Below are 17,783 nucleotides of genomic sequence, written 5' to 3' on the forward strand. Positions count from 1 at the left end.
CTTTTGATGTGACTGGTCAACATTGCTGACCTATGCTGGTCCTTTCGGAGGAACCATGACAATCGACAGCATCGCCATGGCCAAGGGGCCGGGCGAATTCATGCGAGGCGTGCAGCGGGGCATTCCCGTGCTCGTCGCGGCAGCTCCATTCGGACTGCTGTTCGGCACCATCGCCCATGAGAACGGCTTCAGCACCTTTGAAGCGGTGCTCATGAGCGCGACCATTTTTGCCGGCGCGAGTCAGATGGTGGGGCTTGATCTGTTCGGCACGAAAGTGGCGCCGTGGCTGATCGTATTGTCCATCTTCGCCGTGAATTTTCGCCATGTGCTCTATTCGGCAACCATTGGCCGGCATCTGTCACACTGGTCGCTGCCGGAGAAGATCATCGGCTTTTTCTTCCTGATCGATCCGCAATTTGCGGAAGCCGAGAGGCGCGTGGAAGAACGCAAGCCGATCACCTTTGCCTGGTATATGGGGCTGGGGCTGCCGATCTATCTTTCGTGGGTCATAGAATCCTGGCTGGGTGCATTGTTCGGGCGCTTCATCCCCGACCCTCATGCGCTGGGCATCGACTTCCTGTTGCCGATCTATTTTCTTGGCCTCGTGATGGGCTTCCGCAAGCGGGCGATGTGGCTGCCCGTGGTGGCCACGAGTGGCGTGGCTTCCATCGTGGCTTTCCATCTTGTCGGCTCGCCATGGCATGTCTCGATCGGAGCCATGGCCGGTGTGGTTCTGGCAGCCTTCATCACGCCCGCAAGGTCAAGCCAGGAGGACGAGACATGACCACGACCGTCTGGATCATCCTGGCCGGGGCTGTCATGACCTATCTCACCCGCGCCGGTGGGCACATGGTGCTGTCACGCTTCTCCCGCATCCATCCACGGGTTGAGGCGGGGCTGAATGCCGTTCCTGCAGCGGTTCTGACGACACTTGTAGCACCTGCTGCCCTGCAGGGCGGCGTGCCGGAGCTGACGGCGCTGGCCGTCGGTGTGCTTGTCGGCTGGTTCACCGGGCTGATGCCGATGTTCTTTACTGCCGCGGCGGTGCTCATTCTTCTGCGCAATGTAATGGGCTGAGACGTGGCGCTCTTGCGCCACCGCCCTTACGTCTCACAGCGGAGCAGTCGCCGCTTCAAGCCAGGTCCTTGTCTCTTCGTCAACGAGCGGCGCAATCTCCTGCATTACGCGGGCGTGGTACTCATCAAGCCAAGCGCGCTCCTCTGCACTCAATAGCTCCGGGGCGATCAATTTTCGATCGATCGGAGCAAGGGTCAGCGTTTCGAAACCGTGCATCGGAATGTCGCCACCTGCGATCTCTTCGGCAGGCGTGACGGCGATGAGGTTCTCGATACGGATGCCGTAGTGGCCGGGCTTGTAGTAGCCAGGCTCATTTGAGATGATCATGCCGGCATGAAGCTTTTCCGTGCCGCGGCGAGAAATGCTCTGTGGGCCTTCGTGGACAGCCAGATATGAACCAACGCCGTGGCCTGTGCCGTGGGCGTAGTCCAGACCATGCTGCCAGAGTGCAGTGCGCGCGAAAGCGTCAATATCAACGCCCCTTGTGCCTTCCGGGAAGCGCAGACGCGTGATGGCGATCATGCCCTTCAGCACCAAGGTAAAGCGCTGGCGTTGTTCGTCGTACGCCTGGCCAAGCGCGATGGTGCGGGTGATGTCGGTCGTGCCATCCTCGTATTGGGCTCCTGAATCCAGAAGCAGAAGCTCGTGGGACGAGAGCTTGCGGCTCGATTGCGTGTTCACCCGGTAATGGATGATAGCGCCATTCGGCCCGCTGCCGCTGATCGTGTCGAAGGAGATGTCCTTCAGCGGCATCTGGAAGTGCTCTCCGGTTTCGCGGCGAAATGCCTCCAGCTTCTCGACCACTGCGATTTCGTCCAGCTCCTCGGGCGTCTGCCGGTCGAGCCATGCAAGGAAGCTGGCAACAGCCGCACCGTCGCGGTGGTGCGCGTTGCGGGAGCCGACGAGTTCGACTGCGTTTTTGATCGCGCGAGGCAGGCGGGTAGGGTCTTTGAAATCCTCCACATTGCGGCCTGCAGCTTCCACAATTGCCCGTAGCTTTTCAGCGGCAAGCGCTGGATCAAGGCCGATGCTGGCTTCGGAAGAGGCGAGCGCGGTCAGCTCGCTTTCCAGCATTTCAGGCAGATGAAGGTCCGCCAGCTGCGTAAGATAGGCCTTTGTTTCGATGGAGAGCTTGCCGGGATGGAGAAACAGCTTTGGCCGACCGTGAGCAGACAGGATTGCAAATCCCAGCGCGAGCGGTGTGTGCGGCACGTCGCTGCCACGAATATTGAAGAGCCAGGCGAGTGAAGAAGGGTCGGTTAGCACCGTGTGTGCAATATTGGCCTCACGCAGAACCTCACCAATCCGGTCCAGCTTCTCGCCGGCCGTTTCACCAGCATATTGCAGCGGGTGGATGGTTAGAGGTTTCACCGGAGGAGCAGGGCGGTCCTGCCAGACCTTGTCCACCAGATTGGCAACGGGGACGAGTTCCACGCCACGTCTGACAAGTGCCTCGCGCATGGAACGCATCTCCCCGATGGTGTGAAGCCAAGGGTCGAAGCCAATGCGCGCATCACTCGGGAGACTCGCTTTCATCCAGGAGCGGGGCGGGTTTGTCACCAGACTTTCGATCTGGAAAATGTTGCCGTCCGTCTGTTCTGCTGCCTGCAGGGTGTAGCGCCCGTCAACGAAGAGGATGGCGCTGTCGCGCAGGATAAGGGCTGCGCCAGCCGAACCCGTGAATCCGGTCAGCCATGACAGGCGCTCGGAGCAGGGAGCCACATATTCGCCCTGATGCTCATCTGCACGCGGCACGAGGAAGCCCGTCAGATCGAGAGCTTCAAGCTGTTCGCGCAGGGCAGACACACGTGAGGCAGCCTGCGCGCTGTCGGATGCGGAATCGAATGTCTGAAACATGGTTTCCCGGTGATGACCTCAAAGAACGCGGCACCGTAAACCTGCTGATGCTTAGGGGCAATGCACCAGATGATGTTGGGAAGCTGGACTATATTGCAGCGCAACAATTGTCTTCGCATATGCAAAAATGAGATGGCTCCCATTCCCAATATGCGCTGGTGGGCCGACCGCGGAAACCTTACATTCCAAAGCGTGGAGGACAGAAAGTTTCTCTTAAGGATTGGAGACCTCACATGGCCAAGCGCAATTTCTTCCGTGGTGCAGTGGACGCACTGGTGGCTGCTCGTCAGAAGCAGGTCAGCCGCTACGTAAACGGTGCGCTGCTCATGCTCGACGACGACACGCTCAAGGCTCACGGCTACACCCGTGAAGAGCTTCGCCGCAACGGCAGCACCTACATGTACTAAGGCTCTATCAGCCTTTATACCTGATGCGATGGGCGGCTCGAGGCCGCCTTTTGCATTTCTGGTGGGGGCGTTTGTGCCTCAGCGCTTTAGATGAATCGTTACCCAACCTTCGCGATGTATCGTCGAGACATGGCGAAAGCCCTGGTTCACATATGCTGCAACGACATTGTTGCGCTGACGGTCCAGAATTCCGGAAAGGATAGCTGACCCGCCGGACGCAAGGTGGCGGGCCATCTGGGGCGCCAAGCCCATCAACGGACGCGCCAGAATATTTGCCACAATCAGGTCGAACGGTCCGCGTTGGGAAAATATGCGGTGGTGGAAGCCGGGTGCGGTGACCGTTTCAACCCGTCCGGCAACCTGATTGAGTCGGACATTCTCCGCAGCAACACGCGTTGCGATAGGGTCTATGTCGGTCGCGAGAACAGGAATGTGGCTGAGTTTGGCCATGGCTATGGCGAGAACCGCACTTCCCGTTCCCAGATCCAGCGCGTTGCGTGGGTTCTCCCGGCGCATTACCTGTTCGATGGTCTCCAGACAGCCCGACGTTGTGCCGTGGTGGCCCGTACCAAACGCCTGACCCGCCTCTATATGGACCCCGATTTCGCCGGGGCGCTTCTCGTCGCGATCGTGGGCACCGTGCACGAAGAAACGGCCGGCCCGCACGGCGTGGAGACCTTCCAGTGAATGCGAGACCCAATCTATGTCGGGCAGTTCCTCGCGGCTGATCGCGGGGATCTCGCCCAGTGAATGCAGCAGGGCGCGCATTTTTCCCTCCGCGCCATCCGCATCGCCATCTGCATATACCGAAACTTCCCAGATATCCTCGTCTTCACTGATCTCCATGATGGCAAGGGGAAGACCTTCCTCCTCCAGCCCCTGGTCGAGAAGCGCATAGATCTGTTCGAGGTCCTGCTTGGGACCGCGCAGGTGCAGGCGTGTCTGCGGCATGTCGTGTTATCAGCCTTCGTTTATGAGGCGGCGCAGCTTCGCGATCGCCGTTTCCGGGTTCTCCTCATAAGCGATGGTGCCGAAGAAATCACCCTTCCGGTCAAGAAGCATTACGGAGGCGGTGTGATCCATGGTGTAATCGCCGTCCTCAAGCTCGACCCTCCGGCTGAAAATGCGGAAACCCTTCACCATTTCGGCGACCTTTTCCGGTTCACCCGTGATTGCTTGGATGCGATCGGAGAAGTTGCCAACATAAGCCTTGAGGATCTCCGGCGTGTCGCGCTCGGGATCGACGGTCACGAAGTAAACATCAAGGTCCTCTGCTTCCGCGCCGAGTTGCTCGAGCCAGCTCTGCATCTCGAAGAGCGTGGTGGGGCAGACATCAGGGCAGTGCGTGAAGCCGAAGAACAAGGCCGTGGGACTGCCCTTGAAGGCTTCCTCGGTGACAGGTTCACCATCCTGGTTCACCAACTGAAATGGCGTGCCGAATGAAACCACTTCTGGTTCGCTGCGGTACCACTGATAGGTCATGTAGCCGACGGCTGCAGCCATGACCACGATTATGGCAATGAGAATCGCACGCATCATTTTTCAATTATCCGGAACAGTTTTTCAGGTCAGAAACAGAAGGGCAGGCCGTTCTGCGTGAGTGATATGAGCAGGGACTGGCCCTGGTTCTGCCAAAGCGCAACCCCGGCACCGCCAAGCGCTGCAAATGCGGTCAGCAGCGCGGCTGCACCGAGATAGTAAGAAGGGCGGGTGCCATCAGCGTTCATGGCGTGAGATTAGCCTTCGCCAATGATTATGCAAAGTAGCATTGTGTCGCGGCATATGCTTCAGCATTCACAGTTTGTTCAGTGGCCGCGAGGTGGGAAGCGTTGATGGAAAACGAGGATCTGAGATTTACCGATCCGCAGCCGAGGATACACAGCACGGCCACGCTGAAGGGCTGCAAGCTCGGGCGCTACAGCGCAGTCGGCGAGCGCGTGGTCCTGCGCGATGTGCAACTGGGTGATTTTTCCTATTTCGAGAGGCATGCCGAAGCGATCTATTCCACAATCGGCCGCTTCTGCTCGATTGCCGCAAATTCGAGGATCAACGCGCTTGAACATCCGATGGAGCGTGTAACCACCCACAAGATCACCTACCGGCCGAACGAATATTTTCGCTATCTGGGCGTTGATGGCGCGTTCAGGCAGAGGCGGCAATCGCGGTCCGTGAGCGTCGGGCACGATGTCTGGATAGGGCACGGGGCCGTAATCATGCCTGGCGTGAGCATAGGTCATGGGGCCGTTGTCGGTGCCAATTCGGTCGTGACCCGGGATGTCGATCCCTACACCGTCGTGGCAGGCGTGCCGGCGACGAAGCTGCGTGACCGATTCGCGCCTGATATCGCAGAGCGCCTTATGGCGCTTGGCTGGTGGGATTGGAGCGATGATCGCCTGTTCGATGCGGTGCCCGACATGCAGACGCTGGGGATCAGCCAGTTTCTGGACAAGTGGGAGAAGAACTGACCTTTGCCCGTCAGTTTTCACTGGGGGTCCCCTTCCGCCCGGAACGAGGCGAAAGGGGATTTCCTGGAGGCAGGAGTTCAGCCCGAAAATCTTGCTGAAGCGGGCAAAGACTATGATGCATATCGTAAATGAAATGTGAAGCCCGATTTCTACCCTAGGGTGTGTTTGGGGGTAGCCCTGCCAATCAACATCATCTTGTGGCAAGGGCAGAAAAACGCTGGGGTATATGACAGATAGGGTATGTGACAGAGCGAATTGCGCGTGTACGAGTTACCCGTCCGTTTACGCGTCTCCTTCGCGATGATCATCATGTATGCGCGATTGATAACTGATAAAAAACAGTTTCTTACGTGTTTTCTGAATGGCTTCTCCCAAAGCTGGAGAGGCGCAACTGTTGCCGCTGTTTATTCGCTTTTCGCGTGTGTTGACACCCGTGGCTCATATATTGCCATATATAATCAAAACCGCATGAGGCGGACTTGAGGGGACAAGACATGCACAAGCAGTTCGATGAGTTGAAGAAGCAACTTAACGAGCTTTCCGAGACCTTGAACCGCTTTGAATCCGAGGCGGTGCAACTGCGCATTGTCGAGCTTCTGTTCAAGCAGCAGGATGGTGATGGTCTGTCCGAAAACGGCAGTGTCTATCAGGCGGGGCCTGGCGCACAAGGCATCGAGTGGATCGGAGATCGCGGTGACATTCTGCATCGTGGCCGCCCACGGCGTGGGCGCAAGACCGCGCCAAGCGCCAGTGGTGCCGTGGCAGCGCTGAGCGATCTACTCAAAGGCGAATTCTTCAACGAACGTCGTACCATTGGTGACATTGTGAAGAGATGCGAGACCGAACTGGGCATGCGCTACAAGTCTAACGCCTTTTCAGGCCCGTTGTCCCGCTATGCCAAGAGTGGCGTCCTGCTGCGCGAGAAGAATGACGAAGGCAAGTTCGTCTACTTCAAGGCGCCAGCAGAGTAGGGAGGGGCTTTGCGGCCCTTTGCCTCGTAGATCCTATACGGGGCTCACGAAACCATCCAGAACGCGTTTCTGACCGGCTTTGTCAAAGTCGATGGTGAGCTTGTTGCCGTCGATCGCGGCGATGTTGCCGTTGCCGAACTTCATGTGAAAGACACGGTCGCCGACCTTGAAGGCAGAGGGGGTGTCGGAGACGGACTTCGCGACCAGTTCGCCCTCGATTGTCCGGCCTTTCACCGAGCCGCGCCCCGCGCCATAGCCGGAATCCGCCTCGCCATAGCCGATGCGCTCGACCTGATGGCCGGAGCGGGTGCCCCAGTTCCGGTCGGTCGCGCTGTTTCGGTTCTTCTGCGCCCGCTGCCAGCCCGGCGTTGCATAGGTGTTGGAGAAGCTGCCCTGATCATCGAAGCGGGAGCGGCCATAGGGATTTGGTCGGCCGATCTGGCCATCGGGCCGGCCATAGCCACCATAGGCGCTGCCGTCCTCGCAGACCTCGACATGGGCTTCCGGCAATTCATCCAGAAAGCGTGAGGGCATGGTGGTCTGCCACAGTCCGTGGATGCGCCTGTTGGAGGCGAACCACAGATGCAGGTTCTTCTTGGCGCGGGTCAGGCCGACATAGGCGAGGCGTCGTTCTTCCTCGAGCCCCGTCCGACCACCTTCATCAAGTGCACGCTGATGCGGGAACAGGCCTTCTTCCCAGCCGGGCAGGAAGACGGTGTCGAATTCCAGACCCTTGGCGGAGTGCAGCGTCATGATGCTGATTGCATCCATTTCTTCATCGCGCTCGGCGTCCATGACGAGTGCAACATGTTCGAGGAAACCGCGAAGACTTTCGTATTCCTCCATGGAGCGGATGAGCTCCTTGAGATTTTCAAGCCGACCGGGCGCTTCCGCGGAACGGTCATTCTTCCACATGTCGGTGTAGCCGGATTCCTCAAGGATCAGCTCCGCAAGCTCGGTGTGGGAGGTGCGGTCAAGCATGTCCTGCCAGCGCTCGAAATTTTCCACCACGGTGCGCAGTGCCGCGCGCGGCTTTGGCTTCATCTCTTCGGTGCCGACCAGGTCGCGGGCAGCCTGAAGCATGGGCACCTGACGCATGCGGGCAACGTCGTGGATCTGCCGGACGGCTGCTTCGCCAAGGCCGCGCTTGGGCACATTAACAATGCGCTCGAAGGCGAGATCGTCGGCTGGCTGTGCGACGACGCGGAAATAGGCCATCGCGTCGCGGATTTCCTGCCGCTCGTAGAAACGCGGGCCACCGATGACACGGTAATTCAGCCCGAGCGTGACAAAACGGTCTTCGAATTCGCGCATCTGAAAGGAGGCACGCACCAGGATCGCCATGTCGTTGAGTGCGTGCTTCTTGCTCTGCAGTGCCTCGATTTCCTCGCCGATGGCGCGGGCTTCCTCCTCGGAATCCCATGATGCGTGAACCTGCACCTTGGGTTCGTCGGGGTCTGCCTGTTCGGTGAAAAGCGTTTTTCCCAGCCGGCCTTCATTATGGGCGATCAGGTGAGAGGCAGCGCCGAGAATATGCGAGGTCGAGCGGTAATTGCGCTCGAGCCGGATCACGGTTGCGCCCGGGAAGTCCTTCTCGAAGCGCAGGATGTTGTCCACTTCTGCGCCGCGCCAGCCATAGATCGACTGGTCGTCATCACCCACGCAGCAGACATTGACAGACTGGCCTTGGCGCTGGGCGAGCAGGCGCAGCCACATATATTGGGCGGTGTTGGTGTCCTGATACTCGTCCACGAGGATGTAGCGGAAGCGCTTGTGGTATTCCTTCAGCACATCCGGATATTCGCGGAAGATGCGGATCGGATGTAGCAGAAGGTCGCCGAAATCCACCGCATTAAGCGTTAGAAGGCGGTTCTGATAGGCCGCATACAGCTCGCGGCCCTTGCCATTGGCAAAAGCGCGCGCATCGCCCTCCGGAATTTCCTTTGGCGTCAGGCCCTTGTTCTTCCAGCCGTCGATCATCTGCGCGAACTGGCGCGCGGGCCAGCGCTTGTCGTCCAGCCCTTCAGCCTGGATGAGCTGCTTGAGCAGGCGGATCTGGTCGTCCGTGTCGAGAATGGTGAAGGAGGATTTCAAACCCACCAGTTCGGCATGGCGGCGCAGAAGTTTCACACCGATCGAATGGAAGGTGCCAAGCCACGGCATGCCCTCGATCGCTTCACCCACAAAAACGCCGATGCGCGTCTTCATTTCGCGTGCGGCCTTGTTGGTGAAAGTCACAGCCAGGATCTGCGAGGGATAGGCCTTGCCGGTCGCAAGGATGTGCGCGATGCGCGTCGTCAGAACGCGGGTCTTGCCCGTTCCTGCACCCGCCAGCACAAGGACAGGGCCCTCGGTGGTCTCCACGGCCTGGGCCTGCTCGGGGTTCAGGCCATCGAGATAGGCCTGTCGGGGAGCGGCACGGGCCGCCATGGCGCGCGCGGCAATGCCGCCGGCACGGGGAGCAGGTGCGGGTGCTGCATCTTCTTCGTCGAAGAAGGGGATATCATCAGGTGAACCGGACATAGGCTCCGCATATGGTGATTCGAGGTGCCAAGGGCAAACGTTTTCCTTTTGTACCGGTTCAGGTGGCAAGGTTAAAGGGCAGTACGCAGCACGAATGGCCCGAATTTCACGCCCGGGCGCTCGTTCTTGTGGAGCGACGGGCTATTGGCGCAGTTGTGCTGCGCGCTGAATGATCGCGCGACCGTAGATCAGGTCCATGGGTATCGGAGCATTTGAACGGCTAAGCTGGTAGAGCTCGTCATCGAGGCGCTTGAAGGCGCGCCAGAAGTCGTAGCTCGAGAAGGCTGGATCGTGGGCCAGCCGCTCGGACATCTCCTTCACATCGATCCTCACGAATGCCTCCTGCCGGTGCAGTTCCCGCGCCGGATACGAATCATTAACCGCAAGGAGGAGGATCATGCCGTGAGGCGTTAACCATCAAGTTTCTGGCAAGCCAAAGCTGTGCAAAGGATTTCATGGTCAATGGCAGGTAAAGAAGCATCTTGCCTTAACGATGTTCTTCCTCGCTGGCCTGTACCAGGGCGCGGTTATAGGCCCGCAGGGCATGAATATGGGTTGCCCAGGCAATGATGCGGGTTTCATCCCTCGGATCCACAACCGGCAGACGGTTGTGTCCGCCCTTGTCGAAGGCGCGCAGAGCCGCCTCCAGCGTATCGGTGGGTTTGAGGCTGGGCGACTTGTCGGGATCATAACCTTCAGGTTCGGCGTCGTCGGGCAGGGGATCCATGAAATCCATGACGCGCTTGTTCTGACCGAGGGCGCGGTGCGGGCCTTGCTGCAGGAAAAGCCCACGGGTTTCCAACTGCCAGTGGAACCAGGAATGGCCATGGATGGCCTGAGTGATGCCGTGAGCAACCGCAACGCAAAGCAGGAGCGCGATGGAAAGCGTGTAGCCGCCGGTCAGTTCGAATACGATCACCGTGGTCGATATGGGAGCGCCAAGCACAGCGCCTGCGACCGCACCCATGCCGAGGATGGCGTAAAGGCCTTCGCTGGAGGCAAGCTCGGGAAAGACCGAGGCCGCGATTATGCCGAAGGAGCCGCCTGTCAGAGCGCCCAGATATAACGCGGGCGAGAAGATGCCGCCGCCAAAACGCGTCCCAAGCGTGATCGCGGTGGCGATCGTCTTGACCACAATGAGCGTGAGCATGGTGAGGAGTGGCAGCTTCCGCCAGAGCGCCATGTCGGTGACTTCGTAACCGACGCCCAGCACCTGCGGGAAGAAGACGGCAATGCCGCCAACCGCCAGACCGCCCAGCACCGGCAGGAGCCAATAGCGGATATGGAGGCTGCGCGCGAGGTAGTCGGCAAGGAAGAGTGCAAGCTGGAACAGGATGGCGACCACCGCAGCCGTTACACCGAGCAGTGCGAAGGCCGGAAATTCCCAGAATGAGGTGATCTGGTGATGGGGAATGAGAAATGCCGCAGCATCACCGAACCACAGGCGCGAGGCCACGCCCCCTGCCGTTGAAGCAATCACGATGGGCACGAAGGAGCGCATGGCGTAGTGCCCGAGTATGACCTCATGCGCGAAGAGCACACCTGCGATCGGCGCGTTGAACGAGGCGGAGATGGCGCTCGCCACGCCTGCGGCCAGAAGTGTGCGCCGGCACCATTCGGGCAGATTGGCACGCCAGGCGAGGGCCGTGGCCAGAACCGCTCCCAAATGCACGACGGGGCCTTCGCGGCCCGCACTGCCTCCAAAGCCAAGCGAAAGGACGGTTACGGCCGATGAAAGCAGTCCGTCGCGCAAATGAAGGCGGCGACCGGTAAGGGCGCGCGCCTCTATGACATCGGCAACGGCGCCGGTGCGGCGTGCGGTTAATAGTGGCAGGAGACCGCCGACGATCAGGCCGCCAATGACGGGACCGGCCATGATCCAGTACCAGGGAAGCGTGAGCGCTGCGGAATAGACGTGTTCGCTGCGGGTACCCAGCCACAGAAGCTGAACGAAACCGATGCCTTCGCGGAAAAGTATCGCGGCAACGGCTACGCCAAAGCCGATGATCAGGGCCAGCAGCCAGACATAGGGCTGGCGCGTGCCGGTAAAGGCATGGAGGTTGGGGGCCACCCAGGAATGCACGATCTTTGGCAGTTGCCTGATGATTTCCGGTGTCATGGCGATTACCGGCGCGCAATGGAAATGGAACGGCCCGCACGCTCGGGGGGCGGGAGGTCGGCATGCTCGCGCTGCATGGTTTCGATGATGCTGGCAATATCGTGGGGGAAGGGGCTTACCTTCGGCCCGTTCATGTCGACATGCAGGCTCATGCACTCGCACGCGGCTGCAAGCCAGCCGTCCTCGTGGTGAATTTCCTGATAGAGATGGAGGCGCTTTTCGTCGTGATCGAGCAGGCGGGAGCTCACGCGGACCCTATGGCCGAGATGCAGTTCGCGGATATAGCTGAGATGAATTTCCGCGGTGTAGATCGTCAGGCGGCGCTGCAATGCGTAGTCCGGCCCCATTTTCATTTCCAGAAACAGTTCGTCTGCCGCGCGGTCGAAGAGGACTGTATAATAGGCCATGTTCATGTGGCCGTTATAGTCGATCCAATCCTTCTCCACCTCGAACATGCTGGAGAGATGCGGGGCAGCCAATCTCGTTCTCCTTACCTGAACAAAAGGGCGATGCGTTGCCACATGGGGGCAGGATTGGGATTGAAAAGCAACAGCTTCGGCTCCACAAGGGCAGGTGTCGGATATAGCGGAGGAAATCATGGCCACTGCACAGGCAATGCCGATGCAAAGGGCAGTGAATGATGTGAAGGCGGTTTGCGAGGCCCTTGCGACGCGCTTTGGCGAACGTTTTCAGACCGGGCGGGCATTGCGTGAGCAACATGCCCACAGCACGACCTATATCGCAGCCGAGTTGCCCGATGGCGTTTTTTTTGCCGAGACTGCCGAAGAGATCCAGGATGTGGTGCGGCTGTGCGCGGAGCATCGCGTGCCTATCATCCCATTTGGGGTTGGCTCATCGCTCGAAGGCCATGTGAACGCGCCCAAGGGTGGCATTTCCATCGACATGTCGCGCATGAACCGCATTCTCGAGGTCAATGCCGAGGACATGGATTGCAAGGTCGAGGCCGGCGTCACGCGCGAAGAGCTCAACCACTATCTGCGCGATACCGGCTTGTTCTTCCCGATAGATCCGGGCGCCAATGCCACACTTGGCGGAATGGCGGCGACGCGCGCCTCGGGCACGAATGCCGTGCGCTATGGCACCATGCGGGAGAATGTCCTCTCGCTTGACGTGGTGATGCCGAATGGCGAGCTGATCCGCACTTCCTCGCGAGCGCGGAAATCGTCTGCCGGCTATGATCTGACGCGTCTGCTGGTCGGATCGGAAGGTACGCTCGGGATCATCACGGCGCTTTCGGTAAAGCTGCACGGCATACCGCAAGCGATTTCCGGCGGGGTTTGCCCTTTCCCCAGCGTGGAGGCTGCATGCCAGGCGGTGATCCTGACGATCCAGATGGGTTTGCCGGTCGCGCGCATCGAGTTCATCAACGCGCTGGGCATGCGTGCCCTCAACCAGTATTCCAAGCTCGACTATGCGGAAGGGCCGTGTCTCTTCCTGGAATTCCATGGCACGGATAGCGGCGTGGCCGAGCAGGCCGAGACATTCGGTGAAATCGCGGCGGAGTTCGCAGGCGGTCCGTTTCAGTGGACGAAGGCGGAGGAAGAACGCCAGAAGCTATGGAAGGCGCGGCACGACGCCCATTGGGCGTGTATCGCATTGCGCCCTGGTGCGAAGGCGCTGTCGACGGATGTGTGCGTGCCGATTTCACGCCTTGCCGAGTGCATCGTGGAGACCGAGGCCGATATCCGGGAAAGCGGCCTTGTGGCTCCGATCATCGGTCACGTGGGGGACGGAAACTTCCACGTGCAGGTGCTGATGGATTTGAGTGATGCCGAAGAGGTCGAACGCGCTAAAGCCTTTGTTTCGCGACTGAATATCCGCGCGCAGGACATGGGCGGCACCTGTACCGGTGAGCATGGGATCGGGCAGGGCAAGCGCGCTTATCTTGAACGTGAACATGGCAGAGGCGTGATGTTCATGCAGGTCATCAAGCAGGCGCTTGATCCGCTCGGCATCATGAATCCGGGCAAGGTGCTGCCGGATGACGCAGGACAGGATCGATAAAGAGCCACTTTATCGACGCACAAAAAGGCTTATCCTTACAATATCATAAGCCAATCATTCAGGAGCCTTGCACTGGCCCGTCTGTTCGTTGCCATCGGTGGTTTGATCGTGCTGCTTCTGACAGCCGCATTGTTCGCGCCGCTCTTCATTGACTGGGAGTCCTATCGCGCCGATTTCGAGCGTGAAGCGGGGCGCGTCCTTGGCCGTGAGGTGCGCGTGGCGGGTGAGGCTCGTGCCACCCTGCTGCCGTTCCCGTCGGTCACCTTTACCGATGTGCAGGTCTCGGGTGGGCCTGACGGGCAGCCTGCCATGACGGTGGATGCCTTTTCCATGGATGCGGAGCTTGCGCCATTTCTCAGCGGTGAGCTTCTCATCTTCGACATGCGGCTCGACCGCCCACGCGTGAATATCACGCTTCGGGAAGACGGACAGATCGATTGGGCCATTCGGCCCCAGACCCGTTTTGACCCGTCGCAGGTGACGCTTGAAAATGTATCGATCACCGATGGCAGCGTCGTTCTGAACCAGGCTGCCGGCGCGCGTTCGGTAACGCTGACCGAGATAGATGCCTCACTTTCTGCACGAACGCTGGCCGGACCCTGGCGCGTCAACGGCACGATGTCGGTCAACGATGTGCCGGTTGACATGTCGGTTTCGACGGGTCGGGCCGGTGAAGACGGTGCCATGCGACTGCGGGTGGTCTTGGAGCCGCAACAGGTGCCGATGGTACTTGAGGCAGATGGTCAGGCCGTTCTTGACGCTGGCGTGGGTCTCTACTCCGGCACGTTCCAGATGCGGGCAAGACCGCGCGACGACACGGTGGAGGAAGAACGTCGGGCGGCAGAAGCCAATCGCGTTGCAGGCGCGTTCGAGCTTCGCCACGACGAGCTTCAGATACCGGAATTCCGCTACGCCACCGGCTCCGTCTCCGATCCCTACACGGCCAGCGGCAATGCATGGCTGAAACTCGGCGAGGAGCCATCCTTCTATATCGCTGCCGATGGTGCGCAGATCCGGATTGGCAGCGGAGAGGCTTCGGCCGCCTCTGTCGAGGACATGACTCTGGCCGATCGGCTGGATGACGTCGTCGGATTCATCGAAGCTTTGCCGCGGCCGGAGATACCCGGGCGCATAGCCGTCAGCCTCCCTGCCATCGTCGCCGCGCAGACGACAATCCGCGAAGTGGAGGTAAGGGCTGAGCCGGCGCAGGAGGGATGGCAGCTTCAGTCTTTTGCAGCCACATTGCCAGGGCGCACGCGGATCGAAGCTGCCGGGCTGGTCCGTGTTGGCGAAGAGCCTTCGTTCAACGGGAACATGCTGCTTGCAATCGGGCAGCCATCCGGATTCGCCTCATGGCTTGCGCGCGATGTGGATGAGGCCATACGCCAGCTCCCATCTGCGGGTTTCAGTGCCAGTGTGAACCTTGATGCGCAGCGCCAGGAACTTGAGGACCTTGAACTCATTCTCGGATCCACGCGTTTCACGGGTGAAGCGAAGCGTCTCTCGCCTGAAGATGCGCGTCCTTCTCTTTCGCTCAACCTCAAAGGAGATGGGCTTGATGCAAAGGGACTGAGCGCGTTCACCGCGATATTCCTCCAGCCAGACGGCAGCAATCGCTTCAGCGAGCATGATGCGGATATGGAACTTGTTGCGGGTCCAATCGAATTTGGCGGCTTGGATCTGGAGGAGGTGGACACGGCTCTTCGCCTTCGTGAGGACCGGCTGGAGATTGATCGCCTTTCGGTGAGGGCAGATGGCGGATTGCGCCTCAGCGCGACAGGGCGCATCGAGGGGCTCGGCGCTGAAGCTTCCGGGAAGGTTGATGCCACCATACTGGCTGACGATCTTGCGCCATCGCTTGCAATGGTATCACAGCGATATTCCGAGGATTCACTCCTGCGGAAGCTGGCTGATCGCGTGCAGGCCAATCCGGGTCTACTGGGTGACAGTGAGATCGATCTCGTCGCTGTCCTGGCGCGCGATGGCGAGGGTCCGGGCCTGGCTTTGACCGCGAATGGTGAAGCCGGAGGAACCCGTTTCAGCGCATCTTATTCGGGGCGCGGAGAACTTGGCGATCCTCTGGGCATGGAGGTGGATGCCAGTCTTTCTGCGCGCAATGACGATGCGGCCGTGCTCTATGCGCTGGCAGGCCTGCCAGTCCTGCAGATCGATCCGATCGGGCGGGCGGAACTTGAGGCAACTGCGTCAGGCATTCCCGATGAACAGATGCGTACCCGGATCAGCTTGCGCGGGCAGGATCTCGAGGGGCTGTTCGACGGCAGTACGACACTGACGCGAGGCTCGGCAGACTATCGCGGGAAGCTGGTTCTGAAGGCGCAGGATCTTGAGCCCTGGCTTGCCACTGGTGGCATCGTTCTCCCAGGCTTCGGTTCGGGCTTGTCAGTCGAGCTTGCAAGTGAAGTTCAGGTTTCGGCAGAGCGGGCAGAGTTCATCGAACTCCAAGGAAGCATCGCCGGCGTTCCCGTGGGTGGTAACGTGACGGGCACGCTCCAGAACGGAAAGCCGAAATTCACGGGATCCCTGAAGGTCGGTGCGCTGGATCTGGTGAGTTTCGCGGAAATGCTGGCAGGAAGTGAAGCAGTCTTGCCTGATGAGGACGGCGGCTGGCCGAGCGCTCCACTGGCTCAGCAGACAAATATGCCTTTTCTGGCTGATCTGGAAATGCGCGCTGATAGCGCTTCCTTCGCACCGGGACATGAACTGGAGGCGGCCGAGCTTCGTCTGGGTCTGGACGAGGGCGGCATTACTCTTCGTGAGGTCGTCGCTGAATTTGCGGGAGGCCGACTGACCGGTCATCTGGACTTCCAGAACAATGGGGGCACCGGCCTGCTGTCTGCACAGTTTGCGCTTTCCGATGCTGATCTGCGGCAGTTGGCCGGGCAGGACGGCGTAGAAGGCATTGCCAGTATAAGCGCCACATTGAGCGCCAATGGCAAATCGATCGATGCCATGGCCGCCTCTCTTGCGGGGTCGGGCTCCGGCGCATTCAGTAAATTTGTGGTGCATGGTCTCAACCCCTCCGGTTTCGATGCTCTTGTCGCTGCCGCTGAGCTGGAGGGCCCTTCGATCACGGCTGATGCGGTTGCTTCTTTCGCGCCAGATGTTGTCCGCGATGGGAACTTCGATGCGGGTGAAGTCGAATTCGCTTTCAGCGTGGCCAATGGCAGCGCGCGCATACCGCCGGTCAGTGCCACGGATGGGGGAAGCGTGCTGTCGCTGGACGCCTTAGTGGATCTGGGCCAATGGCGTTTCGCGTCCGCCGGCTCGCTGAAGTATGAGCCTGGCCGCGAAGGCGTGGTGGGATCCGAACCATTGGTCGGCTTGAATGCGCAAGGTCGTCTGGGCAATGTCCAACTGTCGGTGGACAGCGAGCCGTTGGCGCAGTTTCTGACCCAACGCGCGCTGGAACGCGAACAGGCGCGCGTGGAGAACATGCAGGCCGTGTTGCTCGAAAAGCAGCGGCTCAGACGGGAAGTTCGCTTCTTCGAGGAACGCGAAGAGGAGCGTTTCGCGAGGGAAGCGGAGCGGCAACGGCTTGAGGCGGAAGCCCAAAGGGCCAAGGCCGAACGCGAGCGACAGGCATTGGAAGATCAGCGCCGCGCGGCCGAGGAAGCCGCGCAGCGTGCAGAAGAAGAGCGCGCCGCAGAAGAAGCGCGGCAACGTGCTGCCGAAGAGGCCGCCCGCGAAGCCGAGGAGGCTGCGCGCGCCGCTGAAGCGGAACGACAGCGCGAGCAAGAAGCCAAGCGGCGCGAACAGCAATCCCTGGATGTGGAAGAGGGGGGCGTCCAGCGTGAACCCCTTGCACCTCCCTCTGGCAGTGGGACGGATGCCGGGGGCGCCCAGATCTTCCAGGATGACCTTACGATAGATGGCTTTCTGAACATGCTGGAAGGCAAGGAAACTCAGTGAGCTGAAATTGCCTTGCGCAGTTCCTCCAGCACGAAAACGCGCAGGGCTGATGAGAGATTCGTGTCGCGCGGCCTGCCTGCATCGATCTCGGCAATCAATGTTGCAAGCGGCAGATCGCGCCTTGCCGCGATGCCTTCCAGCTCTTCCATGAAGGGTGCTTCAAGAGAGAAGCTGGTTCTGTGACCGTGAATGGTGACCGATCGTTTTCGCGGTCCATTCATGACTTTTCATCATCTGGTTCCAGGCGGTGACCATCCAGATCGGCCGCTTGTTTGCGCGACAGCTTCTCCTGCTCACGCCGCTCCGCCCTGGTGCGCCCGAAGCGAATGCGATTTTCCTGTGCCTGATCTTCACGCTGGGCGCGCGATTTCCGCTTGCGCACTGTCCTGAGATTGATGATCTCGGCCAT

The 17,783-nt window shown here is 59.9% G+C and carries 18 protein-coding genes; 8 read left to right on the forward strand and 10 right to left on the reverse strand.

Annotated features, from left to right (window positions below):
* Positions 1-55 precede the first annotated feature (55 nt).
* On the forward strand, positions 56-784 hold the full coding sequence (locus EL18_RS03545; RefSeq protein ID WP_036479835.1) for an AzlC family ABC transporter permease: 729 nt from the start codon (positions 56-58) through the stop codon (positions 782-784).
* Positions 781-1,077, forward strand: a complete 297-nt coding sequence (locus EL18_RS03550; RefSeq protein WP_036479838.1) for an AzlD family protein — start codon at positions 781-783, stop codon at positions 1,075-1,077. Before EL18_RS03545 ends, EL18_RS03550 begins: the two co-directional genes overlap by 4 nt.
* Before the next feature lie 33 nt (positions 1,078-1,110).
* On the opposite strand, the gene EL18_RS03555 is transcribed toward EL18_RS03550, so the two are convergent.
* Positions 1,111-2,934: an aminopeptidase P family protein gene (locus EL18_RS03555; protein ID WP_036479840.1), complete on the reverse strand. Its 1,824-nt coding sequence runs from the start codon at positions 2,932-2,934 to the stop codon at positions 1,111-1,113.
* On the opposite strand from EL18_RS03555, the gene EL18_RS17900 reads away from it, so the two are divergent.
* Complete coding sequence (locus EL18_RS17900; RefSeq protein WP_161781964.1) at positions 2,922-3,065, forward strand: hypothetical protein; 144 nt, start codon at positions 2,922-2,924, stop codon at positions 3,063-3,065. The two genes, EL18_RS03555 and EL18_RS17900, sit on opposite strands and share 13 nt — an antisense overlap.
* A gap of 102 nt (positions 3,066-3,167) precedes the next feature.
* On the forward strand, positions 3,168-3,341 hold the full coding sequence (locus tag EL18_RS18030; protein WP_036479843.1) for a hypothetical protein: 174 nt from the start codon (positions 3,168-3,170) through the stop codon (positions 3,339-3,341).
* A gap of 78 nt (positions 3,342-3,419) precedes the next feature.
* Here the strand turns inward: EL18_RS18030 and EL18_RS03565 are convergent, their stop codons facing one another.
* Genes EL18_RS03565 through EL18_RS17905 form a run of 3 tightly spaced genes read right to left on the reverse strand, consistent with a single transcriptional unit; the run spans position 3,420 to position 5,068 of the window.
* Positions 3,420-4,292: a 50S ribosomal protein L11 methyltransferase gene (locus tag EL18_RS03565; protein WP_036479845.1), complete on the reverse strand. Its 873-nt coding sequence runs from the start codon at positions 4,290-4,292 to the stop codon at positions 3,420-3,422.
* 9 nt (positions 4,293-4,301) lie between these two features.
* Positions 4,302-4,880 (reverse strand): SCO family protein, encoded by a 579-nt coding sequence (locus EL18_RS03570; RefSeq protein ID WP_036479846.1) that lies wholly within the window; start codon positions 4,878-4,880, stop codon positions 4,302-4,304.
* Between the two features lie 29 nt (positions 4,881-4,909).
* Positions 4,910-5,068 carry a hypothetical protein gene (locus EL18_RS17905; protein WP_161781965.1) on the reverse strand — a complete coding sequence of 53 codons (159 nt, stop codon included), beginning with the start codon at positions 5,066-5,068 and terminating at the stop codon, positions 4,910-4,912.
* Between the two features lie 105 nt (positions 5,069-5,173).
* Here EL18_RS17905 and EL18_RS03575 point away from each other — a divergent pair, with 105 nt between their 5' ends.
* Positions 5,174-5,806, forward strand: a complete 633-nt coding sequence (locus EL18_RS03575) for a DapH/DapD/GlmU-related protein (RefSeq protein ID WP_036479849.1) — start codon at positions 5,174-5,176, stop codon at positions 5,804-5,806.
* A 494-nt stretch (positions 5,807-6,300) separates the two neighbouring features.
* Positions 6,301-6,777 (forward strand): hypothetical protein, encoded by a 477-nt coding sequence (locus tag EL18_RS03580; RefSeq protein ID WP_036479851.1) that lies wholly within the window; start codon positions 6,301-6,303, stop codon positions 6,775-6,777.
* A 33-nt stretch (positions 6,778-6,810) separates the two neighbouring features.
* On the opposite strand, the gene EL18_RS03585 is transcribed toward EL18_RS03580, so the two are convergent.
* The 4 genes from EL18_RS03585 to EL18_RS03600 form a co-directional block, all read right to left on the reverse strand.
* Complete coding sequence (locus EL18_RS03585; protein ID WP_036479853.1) at positions 6,811-9,300, reverse strand: ATP-dependent helicase; 2,490 nt, start codon at positions 9,298-9,300, stop codon at positions 6,811-6,813.
* A gap of 141 nt (positions 9,301-9,441) precedes the next feature.
* Positions 9,442-9,633, reverse strand: a complete 192-nt coding sequence (locus EL18_RS03590; RefSeq protein ID WP_036483895.1) for a hypothetical protein — start codon at positions 9,631-9,633, stop codon at positions 9,442-9,444.
* Between the two features lie 154 nt (positions 9,634-9,787).
* Positions 9,788-11,419, reverse strand: a complete 1,632-nt coding sequence (locus tag EL18_RS03595; RefSeq protein WP_036479856.1) for a chloride channel protein — start codon at positions 11,417-11,419, stop codon at positions 9,788-9,790.
* Between the two features lie 5 nt (positions 11,420-11,424).
* Positions 11,425-11,874, reverse strand: a complete 450-nt coding sequence (locus EL18_RS03600; protein WP_036479858.1) for a thioesterase family protein — start codon at positions 11,872-11,874, stop codon at positions 11,425-11,427.
* 160 nt (positions 11,875-12,034) lie between these two features.
* On the opposite strand from EL18_RS03600, the gene EL18_RS03605 reads away from it, so the two are divergent.
* Together EL18_RS03605 and EL18_RS17225 are read left to right on the forward strand one after the other, a co-directional pair.
* A complete protein-coding gene (locus EL18_RS03605; RefSeq protein WP_425277145.1) occupies positions 12,035-13,444 on the forward strand; it encodes an FAD-binding oxidoreductase in 1,410 nt (469 codons plus the stop codon).
* 81 nt (positions 13,445-13,525) lie between these two features.
* The gene (locus tag EL18_RS17225; protein ID WP_280113663.1) at positions 13,526-17,374 is read left to right on the forward strand and encodes an AsmA family protein; all 3,849 of its coding nucleotides are present in this window, start codon (positions 13,526-13,528) and stop codon (positions 17,372-17,374) included.
* Here EL18_RS17225 and EL18_RS03615 read toward each other — a convergent pair.
* Together EL18_RS03615 and EL18_RS03620 are read right to left on the reverse strand one after the other, a co-directional pair.
* Positions 17,368-17,595 (reverse strand): ribbon-helix-helix domain-containing protein, encoded by a 228-nt coding sequence (locus EL18_RS03615; RefSeq protein ID WP_036479862.1) that lies wholly within the window; start codon positions 17,593-17,595, stop codon positions 17,368-17,370. The two genes, EL18_RS17225 and EL18_RS03615, sit on opposite strands and share 7 nt — an antisense overlap.
* A complete protein-coding gene (locus tag EL18_RS03620) occupies positions 17,592-17,783 on the reverse strand; it encodes a DUF4169 family protein (protein ID WP_036479865.1) in 192 nt (63 codons plus the stop codon). Before EL18_RS03620 ends, EL18_RS03615 begins: the two co-directional genes overlap by 4 nt.

The sequence above is a fragment of the Nitratireductor basaltis genome (assembly GCF_000733725.1).
Classification (GTDB): Bacteria; Pseudomonadota; Alphaproteobacteria; order Rhizobiales; family Rhizobiaceae; genus Chelativorans; species Chelativorans basaltis.